Here is a 24166-nt window from a genome sequence, read left to right as displayed (position 1 = left end):
AGCCTGTGGAAAACTCTAAACTGACACGCCTGCCCACAACCTGACGGCCAGATTACAACTTTGTCAGGTTGGCCAGCATCTCGGCCAGCCACGGTATAAAGCGCTCGTTCTACTTAACCAGAGCTATCAATGAAACTGCTGATCGTCGAAGACCAAGCGAAAACCGGCCATTACTTGCGCCAAGGCCTGACCGAGGCCGGTTTTACCACCGAGCTGGTGGCCGACGGCAACAGCGGCCAACAACTGGCGCTGAGCGGTGAATACGCCTTGTTGATCCTCGATGTAATGCTGCCCGGTCGCGATGGCTGGCAGATTCTGCAAGCGGTGCGCGGCGCTGGCCTGGAGACGCCGGTACTTTTTCTGACGGCGCGCGACGCGGTGGAGGACAGGGTCCACGGCCTCGAGCTCGGCGCCGACGACTATCTGGTCAAGCCGTTTGCCTTCTCCGAGTTACTCGCGCGAGTCCGCAGTCTGTTGCGCCGGGGCAGCGCCGCGCCGCAGGAAACCTCGTTGCAACTGGCCGATTTGCGCCTCGACCTGATCCGCCGCCGCGTCGAACGCAATGGCCAGCGCATCGACCTGACCGCCAAGGAATTCGCCCTGCTGGAAATGCTCCTGCGCCGCCAGGGCGAAGTGCTGCCCAAGTCACTGATCGCTTCGCAAGTGTGGGACATGAATTTCGACAGCGACACCAACGTCATCGAAGTCGCGATCCGTCGCCTGCGTTTGAAGATCGACGACGACTTTCCGAACAAACTGATCCACACCGTACGCGGCATGGGTTACGTCCTCGAAGAGCGTGACGCCTGATGCGCCGACTGTCCTTGAGCAATCGTCTGGCGCTGCTGTTCGCGGCGTGCACAGCGGTGGTTTCGTTGTTCGCCGGGGTGCTGTTCAGCCGCGCCAGCGAGGCACATTTTGTCGAACTCGATCAGCAATTGCTCGATGGCAAATTGATTGGTTTACGCCGCGCCTTGCACGATATCCAGTCCAGCGAAAGCGAAGTCAAATTGCAGGATGAGCTGAGCCGCCAGGCTGATTTGTCGCTGCGCATTACCGGCAGCGATGGCCAGCGCTGGTACGACAGCTCGTCGAAACTGCCGCAAAAACTCCCGCAAAAGCTTGGTTTGTCCACGGTCAACGATGCCGGCACCGACTACCGCGTGCTTAACGCGCCGCTGTTTGCGGACCAAGCCGATTCGCCGCGATTGACCCTGCTGCTCGACATCACGCATCACCAGCACTTCCTGCAGCGCATGCAGAATCTGATCTGGTTGACGGTCGGCCTGTCGGCGTTGGCCACGGCGCTGCTTGGGGCCTGGGCGGCTCGCAGCGGTTTGCGCCCGTTGCGGCGTATGAGCGTGGTTGCCAGTGGGGTTTCCGCGCAATCGCTAAACGCCCGGTTGCCCGAAGAGAACATGCCACCGGAACTCGCGGAAATGGCCCACAACTTCAACGCCATGCTCGGACGTCTCGACGACTCTTTTCAGCGGCTCTCGGCGTTCTCGGCCGACATCGCCCATGAACTGCGCACGCCGCTGTCGAACCTGCTGACCCACACGCAAGTCACCCTCACCCGCCCGCGACCTCTCGAGGATTACCGCGAAGCGCTGCACAGCAACCTCGAAGAACTGCAATGGATGGCGCAACTGGTCAACGATATGTTGTACCTGGCCAAGGCTGACCACGGTTTGTTGATGCCCAAACGCGAACCATTGGAATTGGGCGAAGAAACCGATGTGTTGCTGGAGTTTTTTGCGCCGCTGGCCGAGGACGCGCAGGTGCGGCTGAGTCGCGAAGGCTCGGCGCGAATGCTCGGGGATCGCAGCATGTTGCGCCGGGCGCTGTCCAATCTGCTGGACAATGCGCTGCGGTTTACTCCGGTTGGCGGCGAGGTTCGAGTGAGGATCGTCGAGCAATCCGAAGGCTTGACGTTGCTGGTCGAAAACACTGGAAGCGGGATTGACCCGGCATTGTTGCCGCGTCTGTTTGACCGGTTTTACCGGGCGGATCCAGCGCGACAGGAAGGCAGTAGCGAGCATGCGGGGTTGGGTTTGGCGATTACTCAGTCGATCATTCGCGCTCACGGTGGGTTGATTCGTTGCGAATCGGCGAATGGCTGGACGCGGTTTGTAATTGAGTTGCCAAGGAAGGATTGAGGCCAGCGGGGCCGGCCTCATCGCGAGCAAGCTCGCTCCCACAGTATTAGGACTTGGCGATGAATCTGCGGCCCTACTCGATCACCTGTGGAAGCGAGCTTGCTCGCGAAAGCGCTGTTGAGGCTTACGAATACCGCAACGCGTGAGCCGGTTCGATTTTCGCCGCTCGCCACGCCGGGTACACCGTCGCCAGAAAGCTCAAGATGAACCCCGCCGAGCAGATCAACAACACATCGCCGCCCTGCAATTCCGACGGCAGATTGCTGACGAAATACACGTCCGAACTGAAGATATGCTGCCCGCTCACGCGCTCCAGCCAACCCACCAGTTCACTGACATTCAGCGCCGCAATCACGCCCAGCACGCCGCCAATCAGCGTGCCGACAATCCCGATCACCGTGCCCTGCACCATGAAGATCGCCATGATTTGGCGTGGTGTCGCGCCGATGGTGCGCAGGATCGCGATGTCCGCGCCCTTGTCGTTCACCACCATGATCAACGTCGCGATGATGTTGAACGCCGCTACCGCGACGATCATCAGCAGCAACAGGCCGATCATGGTTTTTTCCATTTTCATCGCACTGAACAGGCTGCCCTGGGTGTGGGTCCAGTCGTCAGCCTTGTAAGCGGCACCGAGGCCGGTGGCAATGTCGTGTGACACTTGCGGCGCAGCGTACAGGTCCTTCACCGCCAGGCGCACGCTCTGCACTTGATTCGGCTGCCAATGCTGCATCTGCGCTGCGTCGGCCATGTGGATCAGCGCCATCGAACCATCTAGTTCAGCGCCGACCTTGAACACTCCAACCACGTTCAGACGCTGCATGCGCGGCGTGATGCCGCCCGGTGCGCTGCTGATTTCCGGGACGATCAACGTCAGTTTGTCGCCGACATTCAAGCGAAAACGCCGCGCGGTGATTTCACCGACCACCACGCCGAATTCGCCCGGTTTCAAATCGTCGAGACGGCCTTGGACGATATGTTGCGTAACGATGGAAACCTTGCCTTCCTGCGCCGGATCGATGCCGCTGATCTGGATCGGCTGCATCGAGCCTTTATAGGAAAGCATGCCTTCCATTTCGGTGAACGGTACGGCAGCGGTGACTTCCGGATTTTTCATCGCGGCAGCTGCAACCGGTCGCCAGTCGTCGATCGGGTTGACGCCGACGATGGTCGCGTGCGGCACCATGCCGAGGATCCGCGAGCTCATTTCGCGCTGGAAACCGTTCATCACCGAGAGCACCACGATCATCGCCAACACACCGAGGGCGAGGCCGATCATCGAGGTCATCGAGATGAAGGAAACAAAGCGATTGCGGCGCTTGGCGCGGGTATAGCGCGCGCCGATGAAGATCGATAACGGTCTGAACATTCGCTGGGGCACCGTAGAAAAATAAAAGACCCGACGAGCTTTTCAGCTGCGCCGGGTTTCGGTCAATCAGATGGGCGTCAGGCAACCTTCCTGCAAATGCAGGACGCGATCCATCTGGCGGGCCAGGTTCATGTCGTGAGTCACCACCAGGAACGCGGTGCGCATCGAGGTGCTGAGTTCCAGCATCAAATCCTGAATGCCCTGCGCGGTGTGCGAGTCGAGGTTGCCGGTCGGCTCATCGAGCATCACCAGCCCTGGCTTGTTCACCAAGGCACGGGCAATGGCCACACGCTGACGTTCGCCGCCGGACAATTCGGACGGTTTGTGTTGCAAGCGATGACCCAGCCCTACCCGCTCCAGCAGCGCCGTTGCGCGTTGACGCGCTTCCGGGATGGCGGTCTTGCCGATCAGCAGCGGCATGCAGACGTTTTCCAGCGCGGTGAATTCCGGCAGCAAGTGGTGGAACTGGTAGACGAACCCGAGGGAACGGTTACGCAGCAGGCCACGGTTTTTCTCGCTCAGCGCCGAAAGCTCTTCGCCGTCCAGCCAGACGCTGCCCTTGGTCGGCGTATCGAGGCCGCCCAACAGGTTGAGCAAGGTACTTTTGCCCGAGCCCGAGGTGCCGACGATGGCGACGCGCTCACCCGGGTGCAATTCCAGTTGCAGACCGGCCAACACTTCTACCGACTCCGGGCCTTCCTCGTAGGATTTGCCCAGGTTGCGGCAGCTCAAGATTGCTTTTTCACTCATGCCCGACTCACTCATAACGTAGCGCCTCCGCAGGCTGGGTGCGCGCGGCACGCCAGGCTGGATACAGGGTGGCGAGGAAACTCAGAACCAACGCGGCGGCGCAGACCATCAACACGTCCTGGCTCTGCACTTGCGACGGCAGGTAATCAATAAAGTACACGTCGGCATTCAGGAATTTATGCCCGATCAAGCCTTCCAGCGCCGAGATCGCCGCGCTGACGTTCAGCGCCGCGAAGATCCCGACCACCGCGCCGATCAGCGTTCCGACCACCCCGATCACCGTGCCCTGGACCATGAAAATCGCCATGATCGAACCGGGTGTGGCGCCAAGCGTGCGCAGAATCGCGATGTCGCTTTTCTTGTCATTCACCACCATTACCAGCGTGGAAATGATGTTGAACGCGGCGACCGCAACGATCAGCAACAACAGCAGGCCGATCATGGCTTTTTCCATGCGGATCGCCTGATACAGATTGCCGTGGGTGCGGGTCCAGTCACGCGCGTAGTAATGGTCTTCGCCGAGTTGCTGGGCGATGTTCCACGCTGTACGCGGCGCCTGGAACAGGTCGTCGAACTTCAGACGAATGCCCTGAACCTGATCCGGTTTCCAGCGATGCAGCCGGGCCAGATCCTGCAGATTGGTGACGCCGAGGTAACCGTCCAGCTCGCCAGCGCCGACATGGAAAATGCCGACCACGGTAAAGCGTTTCATCCTTGGGAACATCCCGGCCGGGGTCACGGTGACTTCCGGCGCAACGAACGTCAGCTTGTCGCCGATGGCCGCGCCGAGCTTGGCCGCCGCTTTGTCACCGATGACGATGCCGAAGCTGCCAGGCGTGAGGTCGTCGAGCTTGCCCTGCTTCATGAAGTTATCAATGATCGAAACCTGACGCTCCAGCGCCGGGTCGATGGCATTGAGCAACACTTTGGAGACCTTGCCGTTGTTGGTCAGCAGCCCCTGCATCTGGGTGAATGGCGCAACGGCCGTCACCTGCGGGTTCTGTTTGACCTTGGTGGCCAGGGCCTGCCAGTCGTTGATCGGTTCACCGGACTCGATGGTCGCGTGGGGCACCATGCCCAGCACGCGGGTGCGCATCTCATGATCGAAGCCGTTCATCACCGACAGCACGACAATCATCACGACCACGCCGAGGGCGAGCCCGATCATTGAAGTCAGGGAAATGAACGACACAAAATGATTGCGACGCTTTGCACGGGTATAACGCGTGCCAATAAATACGAAGAGAGGTCTGAACATGTCGGGGCTTGTTCGGAGGGAAAAGGAACGTCCTTGTGGCGGGGGTCGGTAACCAGCTTTACACTCAGACCACCGCCGCTACCATGGGTTCGCCATGTCGACATTAGATGAAGAAGATCGCCGCGAATACTACCGTATCGAAGATGCGATCGCACTGGAAATTCGGTCCCTGTCCGCTCCCGAAGCCGCTGGCCAGGAAGTGTTGCAGGATGCGTCCCCGCTCTTCAACTTGCTCAGCGAATTACACCTGAGTGAATTCGAGTCGCAGCACCTGTTGCGCCAGATCAGTGAGCGCGACCGCGCCATTGCGGCATTCTTGAAATCCCAGAACAAACGCATCGACCTGCTCAGCCAAGTGGTCGCCCTGACCGTGCTCGGGCAGATCGGCGAACCGCAACCGGTGATCATCTCCGAGGGCGGCATCGACTTTCAGCACCCGACGCCCATTGCGGTCGGCGCGCATCTGTCAGTGAAAATGGTGCTGATGCCACAAGCGCTTGGTTTGCTGCTGCGCGCGCGCGTCACGCATTGCGACCGCAAGGGCGATGGTTACGACGTCGGCACTGAATTCGAGTACCCGACCGATGCCCAACGCCAATTACTCGCGCGCTACATCTTGCAGAAGCAGGCCCAGGAACGACGCCTGGCCCGTGAACAAAACGAATCCGGCATTTAATTAAGGAAGAACCGTGACCCTCATCTACGGCCATCGCGGCGCCAAAGGCGAAGCACCGGAAAACACCCTGACCAGTTTTCAGGAATGTCTCAAGCACGGCGTGCGCCGTTGCGAACTGGATCTGCACCTGTCCATGGACGGCGAGTTGATGGTCATTCACGACCCGACACTCAAGCGCACCACTGACCGTCGCGGCAAAGTGGTCGAGCATTCGGCCAAGGATCTAGTGACTTACGACGCGCGCAAGGGCGGCCCGGGCTGGATCAAGCCGTGCCCGATTCCGACGCTGGAAGAACTGTTCGAGAAATGCGCTTTCGAGCATTGGCAGCTCGAAGTAAAAAGCGCTTCACGCACCCGCGCCGCGACCACAGTGTTGGCAATTCGCGAAATGGCCGTGCGGCATGGCTTGCTCGACAAGGTCACCATCACCTCCAGTTCACGCGAAGTGTTGAAAGCGGCGCTGGATCTGGTGCCGGATGTGTCGCGCGGTCTGGTCGCCGAATACGCCTGGCTCGACCCGTTGAAGGTCGCGCAAAGTTATGGCTGTGAATTTCTTGCGCTGAACTGGACGCTGTGTACGCCGGAACGCCTGCAGAAGGCGCAGCGCCAAGGCCTGCATGTGTCGGTGTGGACAGTCAACGAGCCCGCGCTGATGCGCAGACTCGCCGACTTCGGCGTTGACAGCCTGATTACAGACTTTCCCGGTTTGGCCACTGCCACGCTCGAGAATTGCTGAAATCGGTCTCCCCGGCCGGCTCAGGCCACCGGCCGGAGCCGCTCAAAAAAGCCGGTTGAGGCCATCGTACGCCGCTACCCGATAGGCTTCGGCCATGGTTGGGTAGTTGAACGTGGTGTTCACAAAATACTTCAGCGTATTCAGTTCGCCCGGCTGGCTCATGATCGCCTGACCGATGTGAACAATCTCCGACGCCTGATAACCGAAGCAGTGCACGCCTAACACTTCCAGCGTTTCGCGGTGGAACAGAATTTTCAGCATGCCTTGAGGCTCGCCGGCAATCTGCGCGCGCGCCATGCTTTTGAAGAACGCCTTGCCCACTTCGTACGGCACTTTGGCCTGGGTCAGCTCTTGCTCGCTCTTGCCGATCGAGCTGATCTCGGGAATCGTGTAAATCCCGGTTGGCACGTCATTCACAAAGCGCCAGCTGTTGTTATCAACGATGCTGCCCGCTGCCGAACGACCCTGGTCGTGCGCGGCACTCGCCAGGCTTGGCCAGCCGATCACGTCACCGGCGCCGTAAATGTTCGGCACGCAGGTGCGATAGGCTTCATCGACTTCGATCTGGCCACGGCCATTGACCTTCACGCCAATGTTTTCCAGACCCAGCGCGTCGGTGTTGCCGGTACGGCCGTTGCACCAGAGCAAGGCGTCGGCCTTGATTTTCTTGCCGGACTTGAGGTGCAGGATTACGCCGTTGTCCACGCCTTCGACACGCTCGTAATCTTCGTTGTGGCGAACCGTGATGTTGTTGTTGCTGAAGTGATAGCTCAATGCCTGGGAGATTTCCGAGTCGAGGAAGCTCAGCAACTGCCCACGGTTATCCACCAACTCAATCAACACACCCAGACCACTGAAGATCGAGGCGTACTCGCAACCGATTACGCCAGCGCCGTAAACGATGAGTTTGCGCGGGGTGTGACCGAGGCTGAGGATGGTGTCGCTATCGTAGATACGCGGGTGATGGAAATCGATGTCCGCCGGGCGATACGGGCGCGAGCCGGTGGCGATGATGATGTGCTTGGCGACAAGCTTTTCAACGACACCATTGGCGCAAACCACTTCGATGGTTTGCTCATCAGCGAAACTGCCGGTGCCGAAGAACACGTCGACGCGGTTACGGGCGTAGTAGCCGGTACGCGATGCGACTTGTTTGGAAATGACTTTTTCAGCGCTTTTCAGCACGTCCGGAAACGAGAACCAACGCGGCTCACCAATCGCCCGAAACATCGGGTTGGTGTTGAACTGCATGATCTGCCGGACCGAGTGACGCAATGCCTTGGACGGGATGGTGCCGAGGTGGGTGCAGTTGCCGCCGACCTGGCGACGGCTGTCGACCATCGCCACTTTGCGCCCTGCTTTGGCGGCGTTCATTGCCGCGCCTTCTCCTGCCGGGCCGGAACCCAGCACCACCACGTCGTAGTTGTAGACAGCCATGCGTACTCCTCAGAACAGGCCGCGGCGCCATCGGCACCTGCGGCTAAATCACGCCGATCTGCGGCGTGAAGGAACAATTTTGGGCCAGTGCAGAACCCGGGACACAGTCTATAGAAGCGTCAACGCCGCGCACATTAACCCTTGGTCGCGTCACAGGCTACTTTTGCCGGCGCTACAACGCCAGTCTTCAATGCGCAAATCACCGTGATCATTCGCTTTTACCGCCACTGAGGTGTTCGAACGCCGGGGTGGTCCGGGTGACAAAACCTGTATCGGCACGAATCACAAAGAATGCACCAATCTGATGTTTTTGCGCGTAGTCCCAACCCCGTTCAGGGCCGAGAATCAGCAACAGCGTCGATAGGCCGTCGGCCATCAACGTTGAAGGATTTATTACCGTGACCGACGCCAGACTGTGCGTAATCGGTGCGCCGCTGCGGGCGTCGAACGTGTGGGAATAACGCCGGCCGTTCTGCTCGAAATAATTGCGGTAATCGCCGGAAGTCGAAACGCCGTAGCCGTCGATATTGATGATGCGTTGCGCCACTTGCTGATCGTCGCGAGGCTCTTCCAGGGCAATCTTCCACGCTGAACCATCGAGCTTTTTCCCGGCCGCTTTAAGCTCGCCGGTGACTTCGGCGAGGTAATTGTGGATGCCAAGGCTTTGCAGTTTCGCCGCGATCGTATCGACCGCGTAGCCGGCGGCGATGCTGTTGAAATCGACTTCTACGGCGGCGTCCTTGCACAGCTGATCGCCGCTGATGCGCAGGTGCGAGTAGCCGATGCGCTGCATCACCTCAGCGAGCGCTTCGGCGGTCGGGACTTTTTCGTCACGCGCCTGCGGGCCGAAACCCCAGAGGTTGAGCAATGGTTCAACGGTCAGGTCGTAGGAACCTTCGCTTTGGCGTGACAGCTGTTCGGCGACGCGGACCAATTCGAGCACTGGCTCGGGCATTGTCTGACAGCTGTTGGCGGGCAGAGCGTTGAAGCGTTCGATGTCCGAGTCGCCGCGGTAGGTGGACATCTGCCGGTCAACCTCGGCGAGGATTTTTTCCACTTCGGCTTGGACTTGTTTCGGCGTCGGCGAGTCGCTTTTTCGTACGTACTTGATCGAATAGGAGCTGCCCATGGTCGGGCCGCTGAGGCTTTCCATGGGATCGCCATTGCCGCAGCCGGACAGGGCAACGCACAGCACCATGAAAAGACCCTTCCGCTTCAACACGCTCACTTCCCCTCATTACCCGGACACAACGCCAAGGCCGGCCATTATGCCCGTCCTGTAGGAGCGAGGCTTGCCCGCGAAGGCGATCAATCTGACACACCGCCTTCGCAGGCGAGCCTCGCTCCTACAGGGGCTAATTCGCTCAACTGCTAAATTCATGTGGCGTAATGGCTATAACGTTTAAGCAGCAAGCTAACTAGTGGTTGCCTATCTATCTTCATACACATATCGTTACAAAACTGTTCGGTAGGCGCCTGCGTGCCTGGCCCCGGCAGTCAGGAGGCGTCAAGACCAGGGATTTCCAATAAGACAGCCAAAGTGAGAGCGTTCAAATGTCCAGCGAAACGGGCAAAGGCAAAGCGATCTTTCGCGTTGTCAGCGGTAACTTTCTTGAGATGTTCGACTTTATGGTCTACGGCTTTTACGCCACGGCCATTGCCAAGACCTTCTTCCCTGCCGACAGCGCATTTGCATCCTTGATGCTGTCCCTGGCGACCTTCGGTGCCGGGTTCCTGATGCGTCCGCTGGGCGCGATTTTCCTCGGTGCCTACATCGACCGTCACGGCCGCCGCAAAGGTTTGATCATCACCCTCGCGATGATGGCCGCCGGCACCGTACTGATTGCCTGCGTGCCCGGTTACGCGACGTTGGGCGTGGCCGCGCCGCTGCTCGTACTGTTCGGGCGTTTGCTGCAAGGCTTCTCGGCGGGCGTCGAACTGGGCGGTGTCTCGGTGTACCTGGCGGAGATTTCCACGCCGGGGCGCAAAGGTTTCTTCGTCAGTTGGCAGTCCGCCAGCCAACAAGCGGCGGTGGTGTTTGCCGGTTTGATTGGCGTTGGTTTGAACCACTGGCTCAGCCCCGACCAAATGGGCGAATGGGGCTGGCGCGTGCCATTCCTGATCGGCTGCATGATCGTGCCGGTGATCTTCGTGATTCGTCGCTCGCTGGAAGAAACACCTGAGTTCGAGGCGCGCAAACATCGCCCTACCCTGCAGGAAATCATCCGCTCGATCGGTCAGAACTTTGGCATCGTCATCGCCGGCATGGCGCTGGTAGTGATGACAACAGTGTCGTTCTACCTGATCACGGCTTACACGCCGACCTTCGGCAAAGCCGAGCTGCACCTGTCGGACCTCGATGCGCTGCTGGTGACGGTGTGCATTGGTCTTTCGAACTTTTTCTGGTTGCCGGTGATGGGGGCGGTGTCCGACAAGATCGGGCGTAAACCCTTACTGCTCGCGGCGACCATTCTGGCGATCCTCACGGCTTATCCGGCGCTGTCGTGGCTGGTGGCGAACCCGAGCTTCAGTCATTTGCTGATCGTCGAGTTGTGGTTATCGTTCCTGTACGGCTCGTACAACGGCGCGATGGTCGTGGCGCTGACCGAGATCATGCCGGTAGAAGTGCGTACCACCGGTTTCTCTTTGGCCTACAGCCTGGCGACCGCAACGTTCGGTGGTTTCACCCCGGCGGCGTGTACTTATCTGATTCATGTGCTGGACAACAAGGCTGCGCCGGGAATCTGGCTGAGTGGCGCGGCGGTGTTGGGCTTGATTGCGACGCTGGTGCTGTTTAAAGGCAATCGGCATGAATTGCGGACTGCGCAAGCGGCGGTGGTTGGTGGCGCCAGGTAGATCGTATTCGCGGGCAAGCCTCGCTCCTACAGGTTGCGTGCAACATCAATATTCGCGCATAACCTATAGGAGCGAGGCTTGCCCGCGAAGAGGCCCGCCGAGGCGACACACCCTGGCCAGACAAACGCCACAAACAAAAACGCCCCGACTAATCGGGGCGTTTTCATGTGCGGCTGAGGCTTAGCGCGGGAAGGCTGGCGGGTTGACGCCGGCCATGTCTTCCATCACGCGAACCACCTGGCAGCTGTAACCGAATTCGTTGTCGTACCAAACGTACAGAACAACGCGGTTGTCTTGGGTGATGGTCGCTTCCGCGTCCACCACGCCTGCGTGGCGCGAGCCAACGAAGTCGGTGGAAACCACTTCCTGCGAGTTGACGTAGTCGATTTGCTTGTGCAGATCGGAATGCAACGCCATGTAACGCAGGTAATCGTTCATCTCTTCGCGGGTCGCGGCTTTCTCAAGGTTCAGGTTGAGAATGGCCATCGACACGTTAGGCGTTGGAACACGAATCGCGTTACCGGTCAGCTTGCCGGCCAGCTCAGGCAAGGCCTTGGCAGCAGCGGTGGCAGCACCGGTTTCAGTGATAACCATGTTCAGCGCGGCGCTACGGCCACGGCGATCGCCCTTGTGGAAGTTGTCGATCAGGTTCTGGTCGTTGGTGTACGAGTGAACCGTTTCAACGTGACCATTGACGATGCCGAATTTGTCGTTGACTGCTTTGAGCACCGGCACGATTGCGTTGGTGGTGCAGGAAGCGGCAGACACGATCTTGTCGTCAGCAGTGATTTCGCCGTGGTTGATGCCGTGAACGATGTTCTTCAGCTTGCCTTTGCCAGGCGCGGTCAACACAACGCGGTCGATCCCCGGGCAAGCCAAGTGTTGGCCCAGGCCCTCGGCGTCACGCCACACACCGGTGTTATCCACCAGCAGCGCGTCTTTGATGCCGTACTGGGTGTAATCCACTTCAGTCGGGTTTTTCGCGTAGATAACCTGGATCAGGTTGCCGTTGGCGGTGATGGTGTTGTTTTCTTCATCGATGGTGATGGTGCCGTTGAAGGAACCATGAACCGAATCGCGACGCAGCAGGCTGGCACGCTTGACCAGGTCATTTTCGGCGCCCTTGCGGACCACGATGGCGCGCAGACGCAGGCCGTCGCCGCCACCGGTTTTCTCGATCAGGATGCGCGCCAGCAGACGGCCGATACGACCGAAGCCGTACAGGACAACGTCGGTGCCTTTGCGCGCGGTAGCGTTTTGCTGACCAACAACGTCAGCCATTTCTTCACGAACGAACTGCTCGGCGCTGCGGCCATTGCCTTCGTTGCGGAATTTGAACGCCAACTTGCCCAAATCGACCGAAGCCGCGCCGAGCTTGAGCTCGCTCATGGCTTTCAGCAGAGGGAATGTTTCGTGGACGGAGAGTTCGCTGTCGTCGGTAGAGCGATGGCGCGCAAAGCGGTGAGCTTTGAGAATCGCGATGACAGACTGGTTGATCAGGCTGCGGCCATAGATCGAGCTCACCACGTTGTTATTGCGGTAGAGCTGACCGATAAGCGGAATCATCGCTTCTGCGAGTGCTTCACGGTCGATCCATTCACCAAGACACTGGTCGGGCTTCTGAGTCACGGGAACCTTCCACTATGTAGGGGCAGAAAAAAGGGGCTACATTATGCCGCCGACTGCCTCTCGTAGCAATGCGCGCCTGTCGCGCAAGCAGTAACAAAATCCCCTTCAAAAAAATTACGCTGCCCTGAAGCCCAGTAAAACCGCGGCCTCCAGCGTCGTCAATTTTTTGGGGACAGCGCTGCCTTGTCCGTAACCTTCCGTAACACGTGTTGTTTTAGCCACTACATAATCAGCATTTTTGAACGAAAAAGCGCTCGATTTTGTCTTTACCACTACATTTCGTCCAACCCGCGATATAGACAGATCTGCAACTGACAGCCGGCACCCGAGGCCGCTACAATTACCGACTTTGTCGCAACGCTTGGAGCTCAACCTTCCGTGCCCGTTCTGCGTCTACCGCTACTCCCTGCTGCGGCAGGTAAACAGCACTGGGGCAACCTGCCCGGTGCCGCCCTGAGCCTGGCCATCGCCGAGGCTGCCAGCGCTGCCAAGCGCTTTACCCTGCTGCTGACTGCCGACAGCCAAAGTGCCGAACGGCTGGAACAGGAGCTGAGTTTCTTCGCCCCGGATTTGCCTGTATTGCATTTCCCGGATTGGGAAACCCTGCCCTACGACCTGTTCTCGCCGCACCAGGACATCATCTCCCAGCGCATCGCCAGCCTGTATCGGCTGCCCGAACTGACGCATGGCGTGCTGGTGGTGCCGATCACCACCGCCCTGCATCGGCTGGCGCCGACCAAGTTCCTGCTCGGCAGCAGCCTGGTGCTGGACGTTGGGCAGAAGCTCGATGTCGAGCAGATGCGCACGCGGCTTGAGGCCAGTGGCTATCGCTACGTCGACACGGTGTACGAGCACGGCGAATTCACCGTGCGCGGCTCGCTGATCGATTTGTTCCCGATGGGCAGCAAACTGCCGTTCCGCATCGACCTGTTCGACGACGAAATCGAAACCCTGCGCACCTTCGACCCGGACAACCAGCGTTCCATCGACAAAGTCGACACGGTGCGACTGTTGCCGGCGCGGGAATTCCCGCTGCAAAAGGACGCGGTCACCCGCTTCAAGGCACGTTTCCGCGAACGGTTTGACGTCGATTTCCGCCGCTGCCCGATCTTTCAGGACCTGAGCAGCGGGATTACCCCGGCCGGGATCGAGTATTACCTGCCGCTGTTTTTCGATGAAACCTCAACGCTGTTCGATTACCTGCCGCAAGACACCCAAGTGTTTTCGCTGCCGGGCATCGAGCAAGCCGCCGAGAACTTCTGGAATGACGTGCGCAATCGCTACGAAGAGCGCCGCGTCGATCCATCGCGTCCTTTATTGCCGCCAGCGGAATTGTTCCTGCCGGTGGAAGACTGCTTCGCGCGCCTGAAGAACTGGCCGCGCGTGGTCGCCAGTCAACAGGACGTCGAAACCGGCGTCGGCCGCGAGCGCTTCCCGGCGCATGCGTTGCCGGACCTGGCCATCGAAGCCAAGGCAACTCAGCCGTTGGCGGCGCTGGCCGGTTTCCTCAGCGAGTTTCCCGGTCGCGTGCTGTTTACCGCCGAATCGGCGGGCCGTCGCGAAGTGCTGCTGGAACTGCTCGAACGCCTGAAGCTGCGACCAAAAACCGTCGACAGCTGGCCGGACTTTGTCGCCAGCAAGGATCGCCTGGCGATCACTATTGCGCCGCTGGATGAAGGCCTGATGCTGGACGACCCGGCGCTGGCATTGATCGCCGAAAGCCCGTTGTTCGGGCAACGGGTGATGCAGCGTCGGCGTCGCGAAAAACGCGCTGACGGCAACAATGACGCGGTGATCAAAAACCTCACCGAGCTGCGCGAAGGCGCACCGGTGGTGCACATCGACCACGGTGTCGGCCGTTACCTCGGCTTGGCGACGCTGGAAATCGACGATCAGGCCGCCGAGTTCCTGATGCTGCAATACGCCGAGGGCGCCAAACTTTACGTGCCCGTGGCCAACCTGCATTTGATCGCGCGTTACACCGGCAGCGACGATGCCTTGGCGCCGCTGCACCGGCTCGGCTCCGAGACCTGGCAGAAAGCCAAACGCAAAGCCGCCGAACAGGTGCGCGACGTCGCCGCCGAATTGCTCGACATTTATGCACGCCGCGCGGCCCGCGAAGGTCATGCGTTCGCCGACCCGAAAGCCGATTACGCGACGTTCAGCGCCGGGTTCCCGTTCGAGGAAACCCCGGACCAGCAGACCACCATCGACGCCGTGCGCAGCGACATGCTCGCGCCAAAACCGATGGACCGGCTGGTGTGCGGCGACGTCGGTTTCGGCAAGACCGAAGTGGCCATGCGCGCCGCGTTCATCGCCGTCCATGGCGGTCGCCAAGTGGCGATTCTGGTGCCGACCACCCTGCTCGCCCAGCAACACTACAACAGCTTCCGCGACCGCTTTGCCGACTGGCCGGTGAGCGTGGAAGTGATGAGCCGTTTCAAGTCGGCCAAAGAAGTGAATGCGGCAATCGCCGACCTCGCGGAAGGCAAGATCGACATCGTCATCGGCACGCACAAGCTGCTGTCCGACGATGTAAAAATCAAGAACCTCGGGTTGGTGATCATCGACGAAGAACACCGATTTGGTGTGCGTCAAAAGGAACAGCTCAAGGCCCTGCGCAGCGAGGTCGACATTCTTACGCTGACCGCCACGCCGATTCCGCGCACGCTGAACATGGCGGTGTCGGGCATGCGCGATCTGTCGATTATCGCCACGCCACCGGCGCGGCGTTTGTCGGTGCGCACCTTCGTCATGGAGCAAAACAAAAGCACGGTCAAAGAGGCCCTGCTGCGTGAATTGCTGCGCGGCGGTCAGGTTTATTACCTGCACAACGATGTGAAAACCATCGAAAAATGCGCCGCCGACCTCGCCGAACTGGTGCCGGAAGCGCGGATCGGCATCGGCCATGGACAGATGCGCGAACGCGAACTCGAACAGGTGATGAGCGACTTCTACCACAAGCGCTTCAACGTGCTGATCGCCTCGACCATCATCGAGACCGGCATCGACGTGCCGAGCGCCAATACCATCATCATCGAACGCGCCGACAAATTCGGCCTCGCGCAGCTGCACCAATTGCGTGGCCGCGTCGGGCGCAGTCACCACCAGGCTTACGCGTACCTGCTGACGCCGCCGCGCCAGCAAATCACTTCCGATGCCGAGAAACGTCTGGAAGCGATCGCCAACACCCAAGACCTCGGCGCCGGTTTTGTCCTCGCGACCAACGACCTGGAAATCCGTGGTGCTGGCGAGCTGCTCGGCGACGGGCAAAGTGGGCAGATTCAGGCGGTCGGTTTCACTCTCTATATGGAGATGCTCGAACGCGCGGTGAAATCGATCCGCAAAGGTGAGCAGCCCAACCTCGATCAACCGCTGGGCGGTGGTCCGGAAGTCAACTTGCGGGTGCCGGCGCTGATTCCCGAGGATTATCTGCCGGACGTTCACGCCCGACTGATTCTCTACAAACGCATTGCCTCGGCCACCGATGAGGAAGGCCTGAAGGACTTGCAGGTCGAAATGATCGACCGCTTTGGCCTGCTGCCGGAGCCGACCAAAAATCTGGTGCGCATCACTTTGCTGAAACTGCAGGCTGAACAGTTGGGCATCAAGAAAGTCGATGGCGGCCCGCAGGGCGGGCGGATCGAGTTCGCTGCGCAGACGCCGGTCGACCCGTTGACCCTGATCAAACTGATCCAGAGCCAACCGAAACGCTACAAGTTCGAGGGTGCCACGATGTTCAAGTTCATGGTGCCGATGGAGCGCCCGGAAGAGCGCTTTAATACTGTTGAGGCGCTGTTCGAGCGCCTTCTCCCGAAAACTGCTTGAAGGACGCCGCATGCGCCTGTTTCGCTCACTGACCTTGTTGGTTGCCCTGGTCACCACATCCACGGCGTTTGCCGACGACTTGTATCAAGTCGAAATGATTCTGGTCCGGCAAAACGCCGTGCCGGCGATTGTCAGCCGTGCCGCCCCGGAAGATTGGTCCGGCGGCGCACCTCGATTGAGCCCGGACAACTTGCGCACGCCGAGCCTGAACGGCGAAGTGGAAAAACTCACCGCGAGCAGTGATTACACGGTGTTGCTGCACAAGGCCTGGCAACAGACGCTTGGCGAACAGCCGAGCAAGATTGCGCTCAGCGACGGCGCGGAACAGTTCGGGCAGTTCCCGATCGAGGGCACGCTGAGCCTGAAACTCGGGCGCTTCACCGACGTCGATGCCGATTTCTGGGTCAATCAGATCGACGCCAACGGCCTGGTCACCGCCAGCGAACGCCTGAAACAGGAAAGCCACACCAAGAACGGCCAGCTGAATTTCCTCGATAACGGCCACCTCGGCCTGCTGATCAAGATCACCTCGTTGACCGCCCCGGCACCTCGGCCAGTCCCCGATGAAATTCCGGACTGATTGACGTCTTTATGGCCCCGACCCTGAGCAAACCCCTGGCACCTTCCTGGGTCAGCCGATTCAAGGAGCAAAGCCTGGAGCGTGGCCGCCGCTACGCTTTGGAAAATCGCGTCAGGATCGTCGAGGTTGGCGACGCGACCATCGTCGCCGCGTGTGAGGGCTCGGGCGGCAACGTCTATCGTCAGACCATTCGCTTGCGCGAGTCAGCCAAAGCCACATTGCTGATGGTCGATGCGACGTGCTCGTGTCCGGTGCGCACTAACTGCAAACACTGCGCGGCGGTGCTGCTCAAAGTGCAGGAAACCCTCGCCTACCCCGCCGCTGCGCAAGACGCCGAATTGCTGGAAAAACTCCAGACGGTTCTGGAAAACCGCAGCCCGAAAGCGCCGCCGCAAGTGCTGGTGGAAAACGTGCAACCGCTGCCGCGCCTGTGGCTGGCGAGCATCGAGTTCAGCGCGTTCGAGCCGCGCAACGGCAAGATGCAGCGTTACATCCAGCATCGCGCGGCGCTGTCGTTCAGCTATCTGGATGAATACGTGTCGGGGCAGAAGAACGCCGACGTGCTGATTCGCCAGGAAACCCAGACCTTACGGATAAAACGCCAGCCGGAAGTCGAACAGGCCTACCGGGAACAGCTGCGCATTCTCGGCTTCAAGATCGCCACCCGGCAAAGCAAAGCGTTGCCGGAAAGCGCTGGCGAATTGTTCGAGATGGTCAACGACAGTGCCTGGCTGACCTTCACCCTCAATGACTTGCCGAAGCTGCGCAGCCAAGGTTGGGAACTGCAGATCGACGAGGACTTCGGTTTCGACCTGACGGCGGTGGACGACTGGTACGCCACCGTCGAACAAGCGCCGGAGCGCGACTGGTTTGATCTGGAACTGGGCATCATCGTCAACGGCGAGCGCCTGAGCCTGCTGCCGATCCTGTTGAACCTGATGCGCTCGCACACCGAAATCCTCAATCCGGAACGTCTTGCCCGGCGTCGCGACGACGAGCTGATTTTGGTGAACATCCCCAATCGGCCGAATTCCGAGTACGGCCCGCTGCAAGTCGCCCTGCCCTTCGGTCGCTTGAAACCAGTGCTGGCGACGCTCGGCGAGTTCTATCTGCAAGGCCCGGGCGAAACCACGCTGCGCCTGAGCAAGGCCGACGCGATACGCCTGAACCCGCTCGAAGGCATGCCGCTGTTGTGGGAAGGTGGCGAACAGATTCGCACCTTTGCCCAGCGTCTGCGCGATATCAAGGACTTCACCTCGACCGCTCCGCAAGGCTTGAACGCAACGTTGCGGCCCTATCAGCTCGAAGGTTTGAGCTGGATGCAATCGCTGCGGCAACTGGAAGTCGGCGGGATTCTTGCGGACGACATGGGCTTGGGAAAAACCCTACAAACCCTGGCGCATATTCTCAGCGAAAAAATCGCCGGACGGCTCGATCGGCCGAGCATGGTGGTAATGCCGACCAGCCTGATCCCTAACTGGCTCGACGAAGCGGCGCACTTTACGCAGCAGCTCAAAGTGCTGGCGTTGTACGGCGCCACGCGCAAAAAGCATTTCGACAATCTGGCCGATTACGACCTGATCCTCACGACCTATGCGCTGCTGCCCAAGGACGTCGAAACCCTCGCCGCCGTGCCGCTGCACGTGTTGGTGCTGGATGAAGCGCAGTACATCAAGAATCCCAACAGCAAGGCTGCCCAGGCTGCTCGCGAGTTGAATGCGCGGCAGCGTTTGTGCCTGAGCGGCACACCGCTGGAAAACCACTTGGGTGAGTTGTGGTCGCTGTTCCACTTCCTGCTGCCCGGCTGGCTCGGCGATGTAAAAAGCTTCAACCGCGATTACCGCGTGCCGATCGAAAAGCGCGGCAGCGAAGTGCGGCTGCAGCACCTCAACGGTCGGATCAAACCGTTTCTGCTGCGCAGGACCAAAGAACAAGTCGCGACGGAATTGCCGCCGAAAACCGAGATCATCCACTGGGTCGACCTCAACGAAGCCCAGCGCGACGTGTACGAAACCATGCGCCTGGCGATGGACAAGAAAGTCCGCGACGAGATCACCCGCAAAGGCGTGGCGCGCAGCCAGATCATCATTCTTGAAGCGCTGCTGAAGCTGCGCCAAGTGTGTTGCGATTTGCGTCTGGTCAACGACGCCGTGCTGCCGGTGCGCGGTGGCACATCAGGCAAGCTCGACAGTTTGATGGAAATGCTCGAAGAACTGTTCGCAGAAGGACGGCGGATTCTGCTGTTCTCGCAGTTCACTTCGATGCTCGCGTTGATCGAAGAAGAGCTGAAAAAGCGGGGTGTCGAATACGCGATTCTGACCGGCCAAACCCGTGACCGCCGCGCGCCGGTCAAGGACTTCCAGAGCGGCAAGCGGCAGATTTTTCTGATCAGTTTGAAGGCGGGTGGCGTTGGGCTGAACCTGACCGAAGCGGACACGGTGATTCATTACGATCCGTGGTGGAACCCGGCGACAGAGAATCAGGCGACTGACCGCGCGTATCGCATTGGCCAGGAAAAACCGGTGTTTGTTTACAAGCTGATCGCGCGCGGCACCGTCGAAGAGAAGATTCAGCACCTGCAAAAGGAAAAGTCCGACCTCGCGGCGGGCGTGCTGGATGGCCGTTCGGCGGGCGACTGGAAACTGCAGAGCGATGATATTGAAGCGCTGTTTGCGCCGTTGCCGGACAAGTTGGAGAAGCGCTGAGATTTGCGGCGCGGCGGAGATTTGGCGCACACCCTGTAGGAGCGAGGCTTGCCCGCGAAGAGGCCATCACTAAAGAAACCTAATCAACCCTTGGCAACCGGCAACGGCGCAAACAACGCCTCTATATCACCCTGCTCCAACTTCCAGCCACCCGTCGTCCCGCCCTCGAGCACCGCGCCGGCCAGCGCAGCTTTCTCCTGCTGCAGTGCCTGAATTTTCTCTTCGACGGTGCCGCGCGCGATCAGCTTGTAAACGAACACTGGTTTGTTCTGGCCGATCCGATAGGCGCGGTCGGTGGCCTGATTCTCCACCGCCGGATTCCACCACGGGTCGAAATGGATCACCGTGTCCGCCGCCGTCAGGTTCAAACCGGTACCGCCCGCCTTCAGACTGATCAGAAAAAGCGGCACATTGCCGCTCTGGAAATCCTTGACCGGCGTGCGCCGATCCGTGGTATCGCCGGTCAGCATTGAATATGCGATAGAACGTTGCTGCAGCTCTTCCTCAATCAACGCGAGCATCGAAGTGAACTGCGAAAACAGCAGAATCTTGCGACCCTCGCTGAGCAGCTCTTCGAGCATTTCCATCAAACTGACGAGTTTTCCGCTGCCCGAACGCAGGGCTTTGGCGCTCAGCGGCGCCTTGATCAAACGCAGATCACAGCAGACCTGACGTAACTTCAGCAGCGCATCAAGGATGATGATCTGGCTGCGCGCGACGCCGCTGCGGGCAATTTCGTCGCGAACCTTTTTATCCATCGCCACGCGCACGGTTTCATAAACATCCCGCTGGCCGTCGCTGAGATCGACCCAATGCACAATCTCGGTTTTCGGCGGCAATTCGGTGGCGACCTGGTCTTTCTTGCGGCGCAACAGAAACGGCTTGATCCGCGCCGTCAGATGCTGCATCCGCTGGCTGTTGCCGTGTTTCTCGATCGGCGTGCGGTAGTCGCGAGTGAAGGTTTTACTGTCGCCCAGCCAACCGGGCAGCAAGAAGTGGAACTGTGACCACAACTCACCGAGGTGATTTTCCAGCGGCGTGCCGGACAGACACAAACGCTGGCTCGCCTGCAGATCACGGGCAGCCTGCGCAGCTTTGCTCAGCGGGTTCTTGATGTTCTGCGCTTCATCGAGGATCAGCACACTCCAGACCTGCGCCTGCAAAATCTGCAGATCACGCGGCAATAGCGCGTAGGTGGTCAATACCAGATCGTATTCGGCGAGATTGTCGAAGTCTTTTTGCCGCGCCGCCCCGTGCAGCGCCAAGACTTTCAACTGTGGGGTAAAACGCTGCGCCTCATCGAGCCAGTTAGGGATCAGGCTGGTCGGCATCACCGCCAGCGCCGGGCGATCCAGGCGACCGGCATGCTTTTCCGTGAGCAGGTGCGCGAGGGTTTGCAGGGTTTTGCCCAGCCCCATGTCGTCGCCCAGAATGCCGCCGACTTCGAGCTCACGCAGGGTTTGCATCCAGTTCAGCCCTTCGAGCTGATACGGACGCAACGTCGCGTTGAGCCCGGCGGGTGCCGGCACGTGAGCATGGGCCGACTCACGCAGTTTTTGCGCAAAACTGCGCAAACGCTCGCCGCCCTGCCACACCAGCGGCAAGCCTTCGAGCCCGCTGAGGCGCGCCGCGTCCGGCGCCCCCAGACGCAGCGAATCACCTTGGTGCGAACCCAGATACAACTCGCCGAGCGTGGCCATCAGCGGTTTGATTCGGCCGTAAGGCAACGCTACTTTGCTCAGCGATTTGGCGCCGAAGCCGACACCGCCCAGCTCAATCAATAGCTGTTCGTCATCGCTGCGCTTGGCCAGGCTCGCGGGGTCAAGCAGCTGCGGCTGACGACGAATCAGTTGCAGCAAAATCGGTAGCAGGCTGTGCCGCTCGCCGTTGACGACGATGCCCAGTTGCAGATCAAACCACTGATGCCCGGCCTCTTCCTCAACCTCGGCGTACCAATCGTCCACCGCTTGCAGATTGAAGTCGAAGCCCTCTTCGATATCGATCAGCCAGTTCTTCGCGCGCAACCTCGGCAAACCGTCCTGGACGAAAGCCAGCCATGCTGAATCGTCCGGTAACGCAAACATCTCGCCGGGACGGTCCAGGTTGCTTTTGCGCGTAGCCTTCTTGAAACCGTATTTCTGCAAGGCGCTGCGCAGCACTTTCTCCACAGCAGGTTTGCGCTGGATGCGCTGGGTTTCCGTACCCTCGAGCACCAGCACTTCCGGGTTCCGGTCCACCGCCGGGTGGCCGTTGTAGGTGAACGCCAACGCGGCGCGGTGTTCGGGCTCATGCTGCCAGCGCACGTAGCGTTTGCCGCTGGCGAGGATCAGGTGCGGCTGAGGAAATACGTCATCGATAACGCGCTCGGTGAGCGCGTGCGGAGGTGCAACAAATGGCGACACAGCGTTCAGTCGGTGGCTGAATTGCATCGCCTGCTGCGCCGGGATGTCCGGGACGAGCGACAAGTGGCACGCGAGTTTTTCGTCCATTTCGTTGCGCAGAGGCCCGACTTGCAGCTGCTCGCGATCCAGATAATACAAAGGCTCCAGCGCCAGAATGGTTTCCGCCGGAGCTTCTTCGCTGCTCCACTGCGCACGGAAGCTGCCGTCGGATTGTTCCGCCCAGGCGAACTGGCCAGTGCGCGACTGCCCCGAAGACAAGACCTGCTGTTGTTCGAAATCGAGGAACAGCCGCGAGGTCCGCAGGCACAGCTCCAGCAGCTCGGCACCACTGCTGCCCTGCAACGGGTAACCATCGTAATGGGCGTGATGGGAGTGAACGGCGACTACCAATCGGGCGATTCGCAGGTCGAGTTCGGTCAAGTAGCCGGGCTGACGCAGCAACAGATCGGATAGCGAATACAACGCGGTGATGTCTTGCATCACACCGCTTTTGAGCTGACGAACCCGGAACACCTGGAGGGTGAATTTGCCGGCGACTTTTGTCGGCCTGAGCTTGTACACCAGGCGCGTGCCAGTGTTTTGCGAGGGTTCATCAGTGGTTTTGCTGGCGTCTGGAAGATCGTCGAGCCAGCGCTGCAATTCACGGTTCAATTGGACCTGAGCGCCGCCGTCTGATGCCTCAAGGTTATCGCCGGTGAGGAAATAAATGACGGCGGCGCAGTGTTTGCAATGGCTGCCAACGGGACAGGTGCAACCGCACAAGAGCTGGTGGGTACCATTGTCATCGCAATCAAGCTGGATGCACTGGTCATACGGCAGGGTTTCCGAGCCTTCGCAGGAGGCAAACACCCGACGATCAATCGCCTGATCGATGGATACCCGCCCCTCGGCGACGTATCGGCGGGCCTTTTCCAGCGCGCTGTGGCTGAACGCCCTCGTCCAGGAACTTGATTGCAGATGCTCTACTAACGTGCTCATGGGATCAACGCCGCTGGAAATGGAGCGGCCGAGGATTGCCCGGCCGTTGCAGACTCAACCTGCCAGAACGCGAGCGAGTGTCGATTTGACCTTGCCCATGCCATCGTGCAATGCCTGCTCTATTTCGGCCATGGTGATCACTGCCGTGGACTTGCCCGCCGCCGGGTTGACCACCAGCGCCAGGCAGGCGTAAGCCAGGTCCAGCTCACGCGCCAATGCCGCTTCCGGCATGCCGGTCATGCCGACGATGTCGCACCCGTCGCGTTCCAGTCGGGCGATTTCCGCCACGGTTTCCAGGCGCGGACCCTGGGTGCAGGCGTACACGCCAAAACTGCTGTAGCCAAGGCCTTCGGCGGCCAGCGCGGCAATCAGTTGCTGGCGCAGTGGCTCGTTGTACGGATAGCTGAAATCGATGTGGGTGACGTTATCGAGGTCGCCGGCGAAGAACGTGTGTTCGCGCCCGCTGGTGTAGTCGATCAGTTGATGCGGCACGCAGAAATGCCCGGTGCCCATTGCTGCATGGATGCCGCCAACGGCGTTGACCGCGAGAATCGCTTCGGCGCCGGCCTGCTTCAGCGCCCAGAGGTTGGCGCGATAGTTGACCTGATGCGGCGGCACACGATGCGGGTGGCCGTGACGGGCGAGAAACAGCACTTCCTTGCCGGCGTATTCGCCGATATGCACCTCGGCTGAAGGCGCACCGTAAGGAGTGTCCACCGCCAGTGACTGACGAATGCTCAAGCCTTCGAGCTGGGTCAGGCCGGTGCCACCGATAATCGCGTAAACCGTCATAGCGTGCGGTC

Annotated in this window: 16 protein-coding genes; 8 read left to right on the top strand and 8 right to left on the bottom strand. The window is 59.9% G+C overall.

The annotated features are described in order from the left end of the window. Window positions 1-129 precede the first annotated feature (129 nt). Both FBY12_RS13110 and FBY12_RS13105 read left to right on the top strand, forming a co-directional pair. Complete coding sequence (locus FBY12_RS13110; RefSeq protein ID WP_145253090.1) at window positions 130-810, top strand: heavy metal response regulator transcription factor; 681 nt, start codon at window positions 130-132, stop codon at window positions 808-810. Further along, window positions 810-2159, top strand: coding sequence for a heavy metal sensor histidine kinase (locus tag FBY12_RS13105; RefSeq protein WP_145253089.1), 1350 nt, complete (start codon window positions 810-812; stop codon window positions 2157-2159). Before FBY12_RS13110 ends, FBY12_RS13105 begins: the two co-directional genes overlap by 1 nt. Window positions 2160-2283: 124 nt before the next feature. Here FBY12_RS13105 and FBY12_RS13100 read toward each other — a convergent pair whose 3' ends face one another. The 3 genes from FBY12_RS13100 to FBY12_RS13090 all read right to left on the bottom strand — a co-directional run bounded on the left by FBY12_RS13100 (window position 2284) and on the right by FBY12_RS13090 (window position 5536). Further along, window positions 2284-3528: a lipoprotein-releasing ABC transporter permease subunit gene (locus FBY12_RS13100; RefSeq protein WP_121732089.1), complete on the bottom strand. Its 1245-nt coding sequence runs from the start codon at window positions 3526-3528 to the stop codon at window positions 2284-2286. Window positions 3529-3594: 66 nt separating this feature from the next. Then, on the bottom strand, window positions 3595-4278 hold the full coding sequence (gene lolD, locus FBY12_RS13095) for a lipoprotein-releasing ABC transporter ATP-binding protein LolD (RefSeq protein WP_178111751.1): 684 nt from the start codon (window positions 4276-4278) through the stop codon (window positions 3595-3597). A gap of 7 nt (window positions 4279-4285) precedes the next feature. After that, entirely contained in the window at window positions 4286-5536 is a 1251-nt protein-coding gene (locus FBY12_RS13090; protein ID WP_145253088.1) for a lipoprotein-releasing ABC transporter permease subunit, read from the bottom strand. Between the two features lie 94 nt (window positions 5537-5630). Between FBY12_RS13090 and FBY12_RS13085 the strand changes: the two genes are divergently transcribed. After that, window positions 5631-6212: a PilZ domain-containing protein gene (locus FBY12_RS13085; protein ID WP_109520524.1), complete on the top strand. Its 582-nt coding sequence runs from the start codon at window positions 5631-5633 to the stop codon at window positions 6210-6212. Between the two features lie 13 nt (window positions 6213-6225). Continuing rightward, window positions 6226-6948, top strand: a complete 723-nt coding sequence (locus tag FBY12_RS13080) for a glycerophosphodiester phosphodiesterase family protein (RefSeq protein WP_092270717.1) — start codon at window positions 6226-6228, stop codon at window positions 6946-6948. Window positions 6949-6990: 42 nt separating this feature from the next. On the opposite strand, the gene sthA is transcribed toward FBY12_RS13080, so the two are convergent. Next, entirely contained in the window at window positions 6991-8385 is a 1395-nt protein-coding gene (gene sthA / locus FBY12_RS13075; RefSeq protein ID WP_145253087.1) for a Si-specific NAD(P)(+) transhydrogenase, read from the bottom strand. Between the two features lie 208 nt (window positions 8386-8593). Further along, complete coding sequence (locus FBY12_RS13070) at window positions 8594-9583, bottom strand: FAD:protein FMN transferase (RefSeq protein ID WP_145253086.1); 990 nt, start codon at window positions 9581-9583, stop codon at window positions 8594-8596. A gap of 356 nt (window positions 9584-9939) precedes the next feature. Here FBY12_RS13070 and FBY12_RS13065 point away from each other — a divergent pair, with 356 nt between their 5' ends. Next, window positions 9940-11241 (top strand): MFS transporter, encoded by a 1302-nt coding sequence (locus FBY12_RS13065; RefSeq protein WP_101207143.1) that lies wholly within the window; start codon window positions 9940-9942, stop codon window positions 11239-11241. Between the two features lie 180 nt (window positions 11242-11421). Here FBY12_RS13065 and FBY12_RS13060 read toward each other — a convergent pair whose 3' ends face one another. Next, window positions 11422-12870, bottom strand: coding sequence for a glyceraldehyde-3-phosphate dehydrogenase (locus FBY12_RS13060; protein WP_121732086.1), 1449 nt, complete (start codon window positions 12868-12870; stop codon window positions 11422-11424). Between the two features lie 378 nt (window positions 12871-13248). Between FBY12_RS13060 and mfd the strand changes: the two genes are divergently transcribed. Genes mfd through FBY12_RS13045 form a run of 3 tightly spaced genes read left to right on the top strand, consistent with a single transcriptional unit; the run spans window position 13249 to window position 19983 of the window. Further along, window positions 13249-16698, top strand: coding sequence for a transcription-repair coupling factor (mfd, locus tag FBY12_RS13055; RefSeq protein ID WP_145253085.1), 3450 nt, complete (start codon window positions 13249-13251; stop codon window positions 16696-16698). A gap of 10 nt (window positions 16699-16708) precedes the next feature. Then, window positions 16709-17278 (top strand): CsiV family protein, encoded by a 570-nt coding sequence (locus FBY12_RS13050; RefSeq protein ID WP_145253084.1) that lies wholly within the window; start codon window positions 16709-16711, stop codon window positions 17276-17278. Between the two features lie 11 nt (window positions 17279-17289). Next, window positions 17290-19983 (top strand): DEAD/DEAH box helicase, encoded by a 2694-nt coding sequence (locus tag FBY12_RS13045; protein WP_145253083.1) that lies wholly within the window; start codon window positions 17290-17292, stop codon window positions 19981-19983. An 83-nt stretch (window positions 19984-20066) separates the two neighbouring features. On the opposite strand, the gene FBY12_RS13040 is transcribed toward FBY12_RS13045, so the two are convergent. Continuing rightward, window positions 20067-23363, bottom strand: coding sequence for a DEAD/DEAH box helicase (locus tag FBY12_RS13040; protein WP_145253082.1), 3297 nt, complete (start codon window positions 23361-23363; stop codon window positions 20067-20069). Window positions 23364-23417: 54 nt separating this feature from the next. Next, the gene (locus FBY12_RS13035) at window positions 23418-24155 is read right to left on the bottom strand and encodes an S-methyl-5'-thioinosine phosphorylase (RefSeq protein ID WP_145253081.1); all 738 of its coding nucleotides are present in this window, start codon (window positions 24153-24155) and stop codon (window positions 23418-23420) included. Between the last annotated feature and the right edge of the window lie 11 nt (window positions 24156-24166).

Source organism: Pseudomonas sp. SJZ131 (assembly GCF_007828705.1).
Taxonomy (GTDB): domain Bacteria; phylum Pseudomonadota; class Gammaproteobacteria; order Pseudomonadales; family Pseudomonadaceae; genus Aquipseudomonas; species Aquipseudomonas prosekii.
This window is presented reverse-complemented; position numbering and strand designations above follow the sequence as displayed.

What these genes read in the sequence shown, in the direction of transcription:
- FBY12_RS13035 (WP_145253081.1), bottom strand. Translation starts at nt 24,155, where the DNA reads ATGACGGTTTACGCGATTATCGGTGGCACCGGCCTGACCCAGCTCGAA.
- FBY12_RS13105 (WP_145253089.1), top strand. Translation starts at nt 810, where the DNA reads ATGCGCCGACTGTCCTTGAGCAATCGTCTGGCGCTGCTGTTCGCGGCG.
- FBY12_RS13110 (WP_145253090.1), top strand. Translation starts at nt 130, where the DNA reads ATGAAACTGCTGATCGTCGAAGACCAAGCGAAAACCGGCCATTACTTG.
- FBY12_RS13090 (WP_145253088.1), bottom strand. Translation starts at nt 5,536, where the DNA reads ATGTTCAGACCTCTCTTCGTATTTATTGGCACGCGTTATACCCGTGCA.
- FBY12_RS13070 (WP_145253086.1), bottom strand. Translation starts at nt 9,583, where the DNA reads ATGGTGCTGTGCGTTGCCCTGTCCGGCTGCGGCAATGGCGATCCCATG.
- FBY12_RS13050 (WP_145253084.1), top strand. Translation starts at nt 16,709, where the DNA reads ATGCGCCTGTTTCGCTCACTGACCTTGTTGGTTGCCCTGGTCACCACA.
- sthA (WP_145253087.1), bottom strand. Translation starts at nt 8,385, where the DNA reads ATGGCTGTCTACAACTACGACGTGGTGGTGCTGGGTTCCGGCCCGGCA.
- FBY12_RS13045 (WP_145253083.1), top strand. Translation starts at nt 17,290, where the DNA reads ATGGCCCCGACCCTGAGCAAACCCCTGGCACCTTCCTGGGTCAGCCGA.
- FBY12_RS13085 (WP_109520524.1), top strand. Translation starts at nt 5,631, where the DNA reads ATGTCGACATTAGATGAAGAAGATCGCCGCGAATACTACCGTATCGAA.
- lolD (WP_178111751.1), bottom strand. Translation starts at nt 4,278, where the DNA reads ATGAGTGAAAAAGCAATCTTGAGCTGCCGCAACCTGGGCAAATCCTAC.
- FBY12_RS13100 (WP_121732089.1), bottom strand. Translation starts at nt 3,528, where the DNA reads ATGTTCAGACCGTTATCGATCTTCATCGGCGCGCGCTATACCCGCGCC.
- FBY12_RS13040 (WP_145253082.1), bottom strand. Translation starts at nt 23,363, where the DNA reads ATGAGCACGTTAGTAGAGCATCTGCAATCAAGTTCCTGGACGAGGGCG.
- FBY12_RS13065 (WP_101207143.1), top strand. Translation starts at nt 9,940, where the DNA reads ATGTCCAGCGAAACGGGCAAAGGCAAAGCGATCTTTCGCGTTGTCAGC.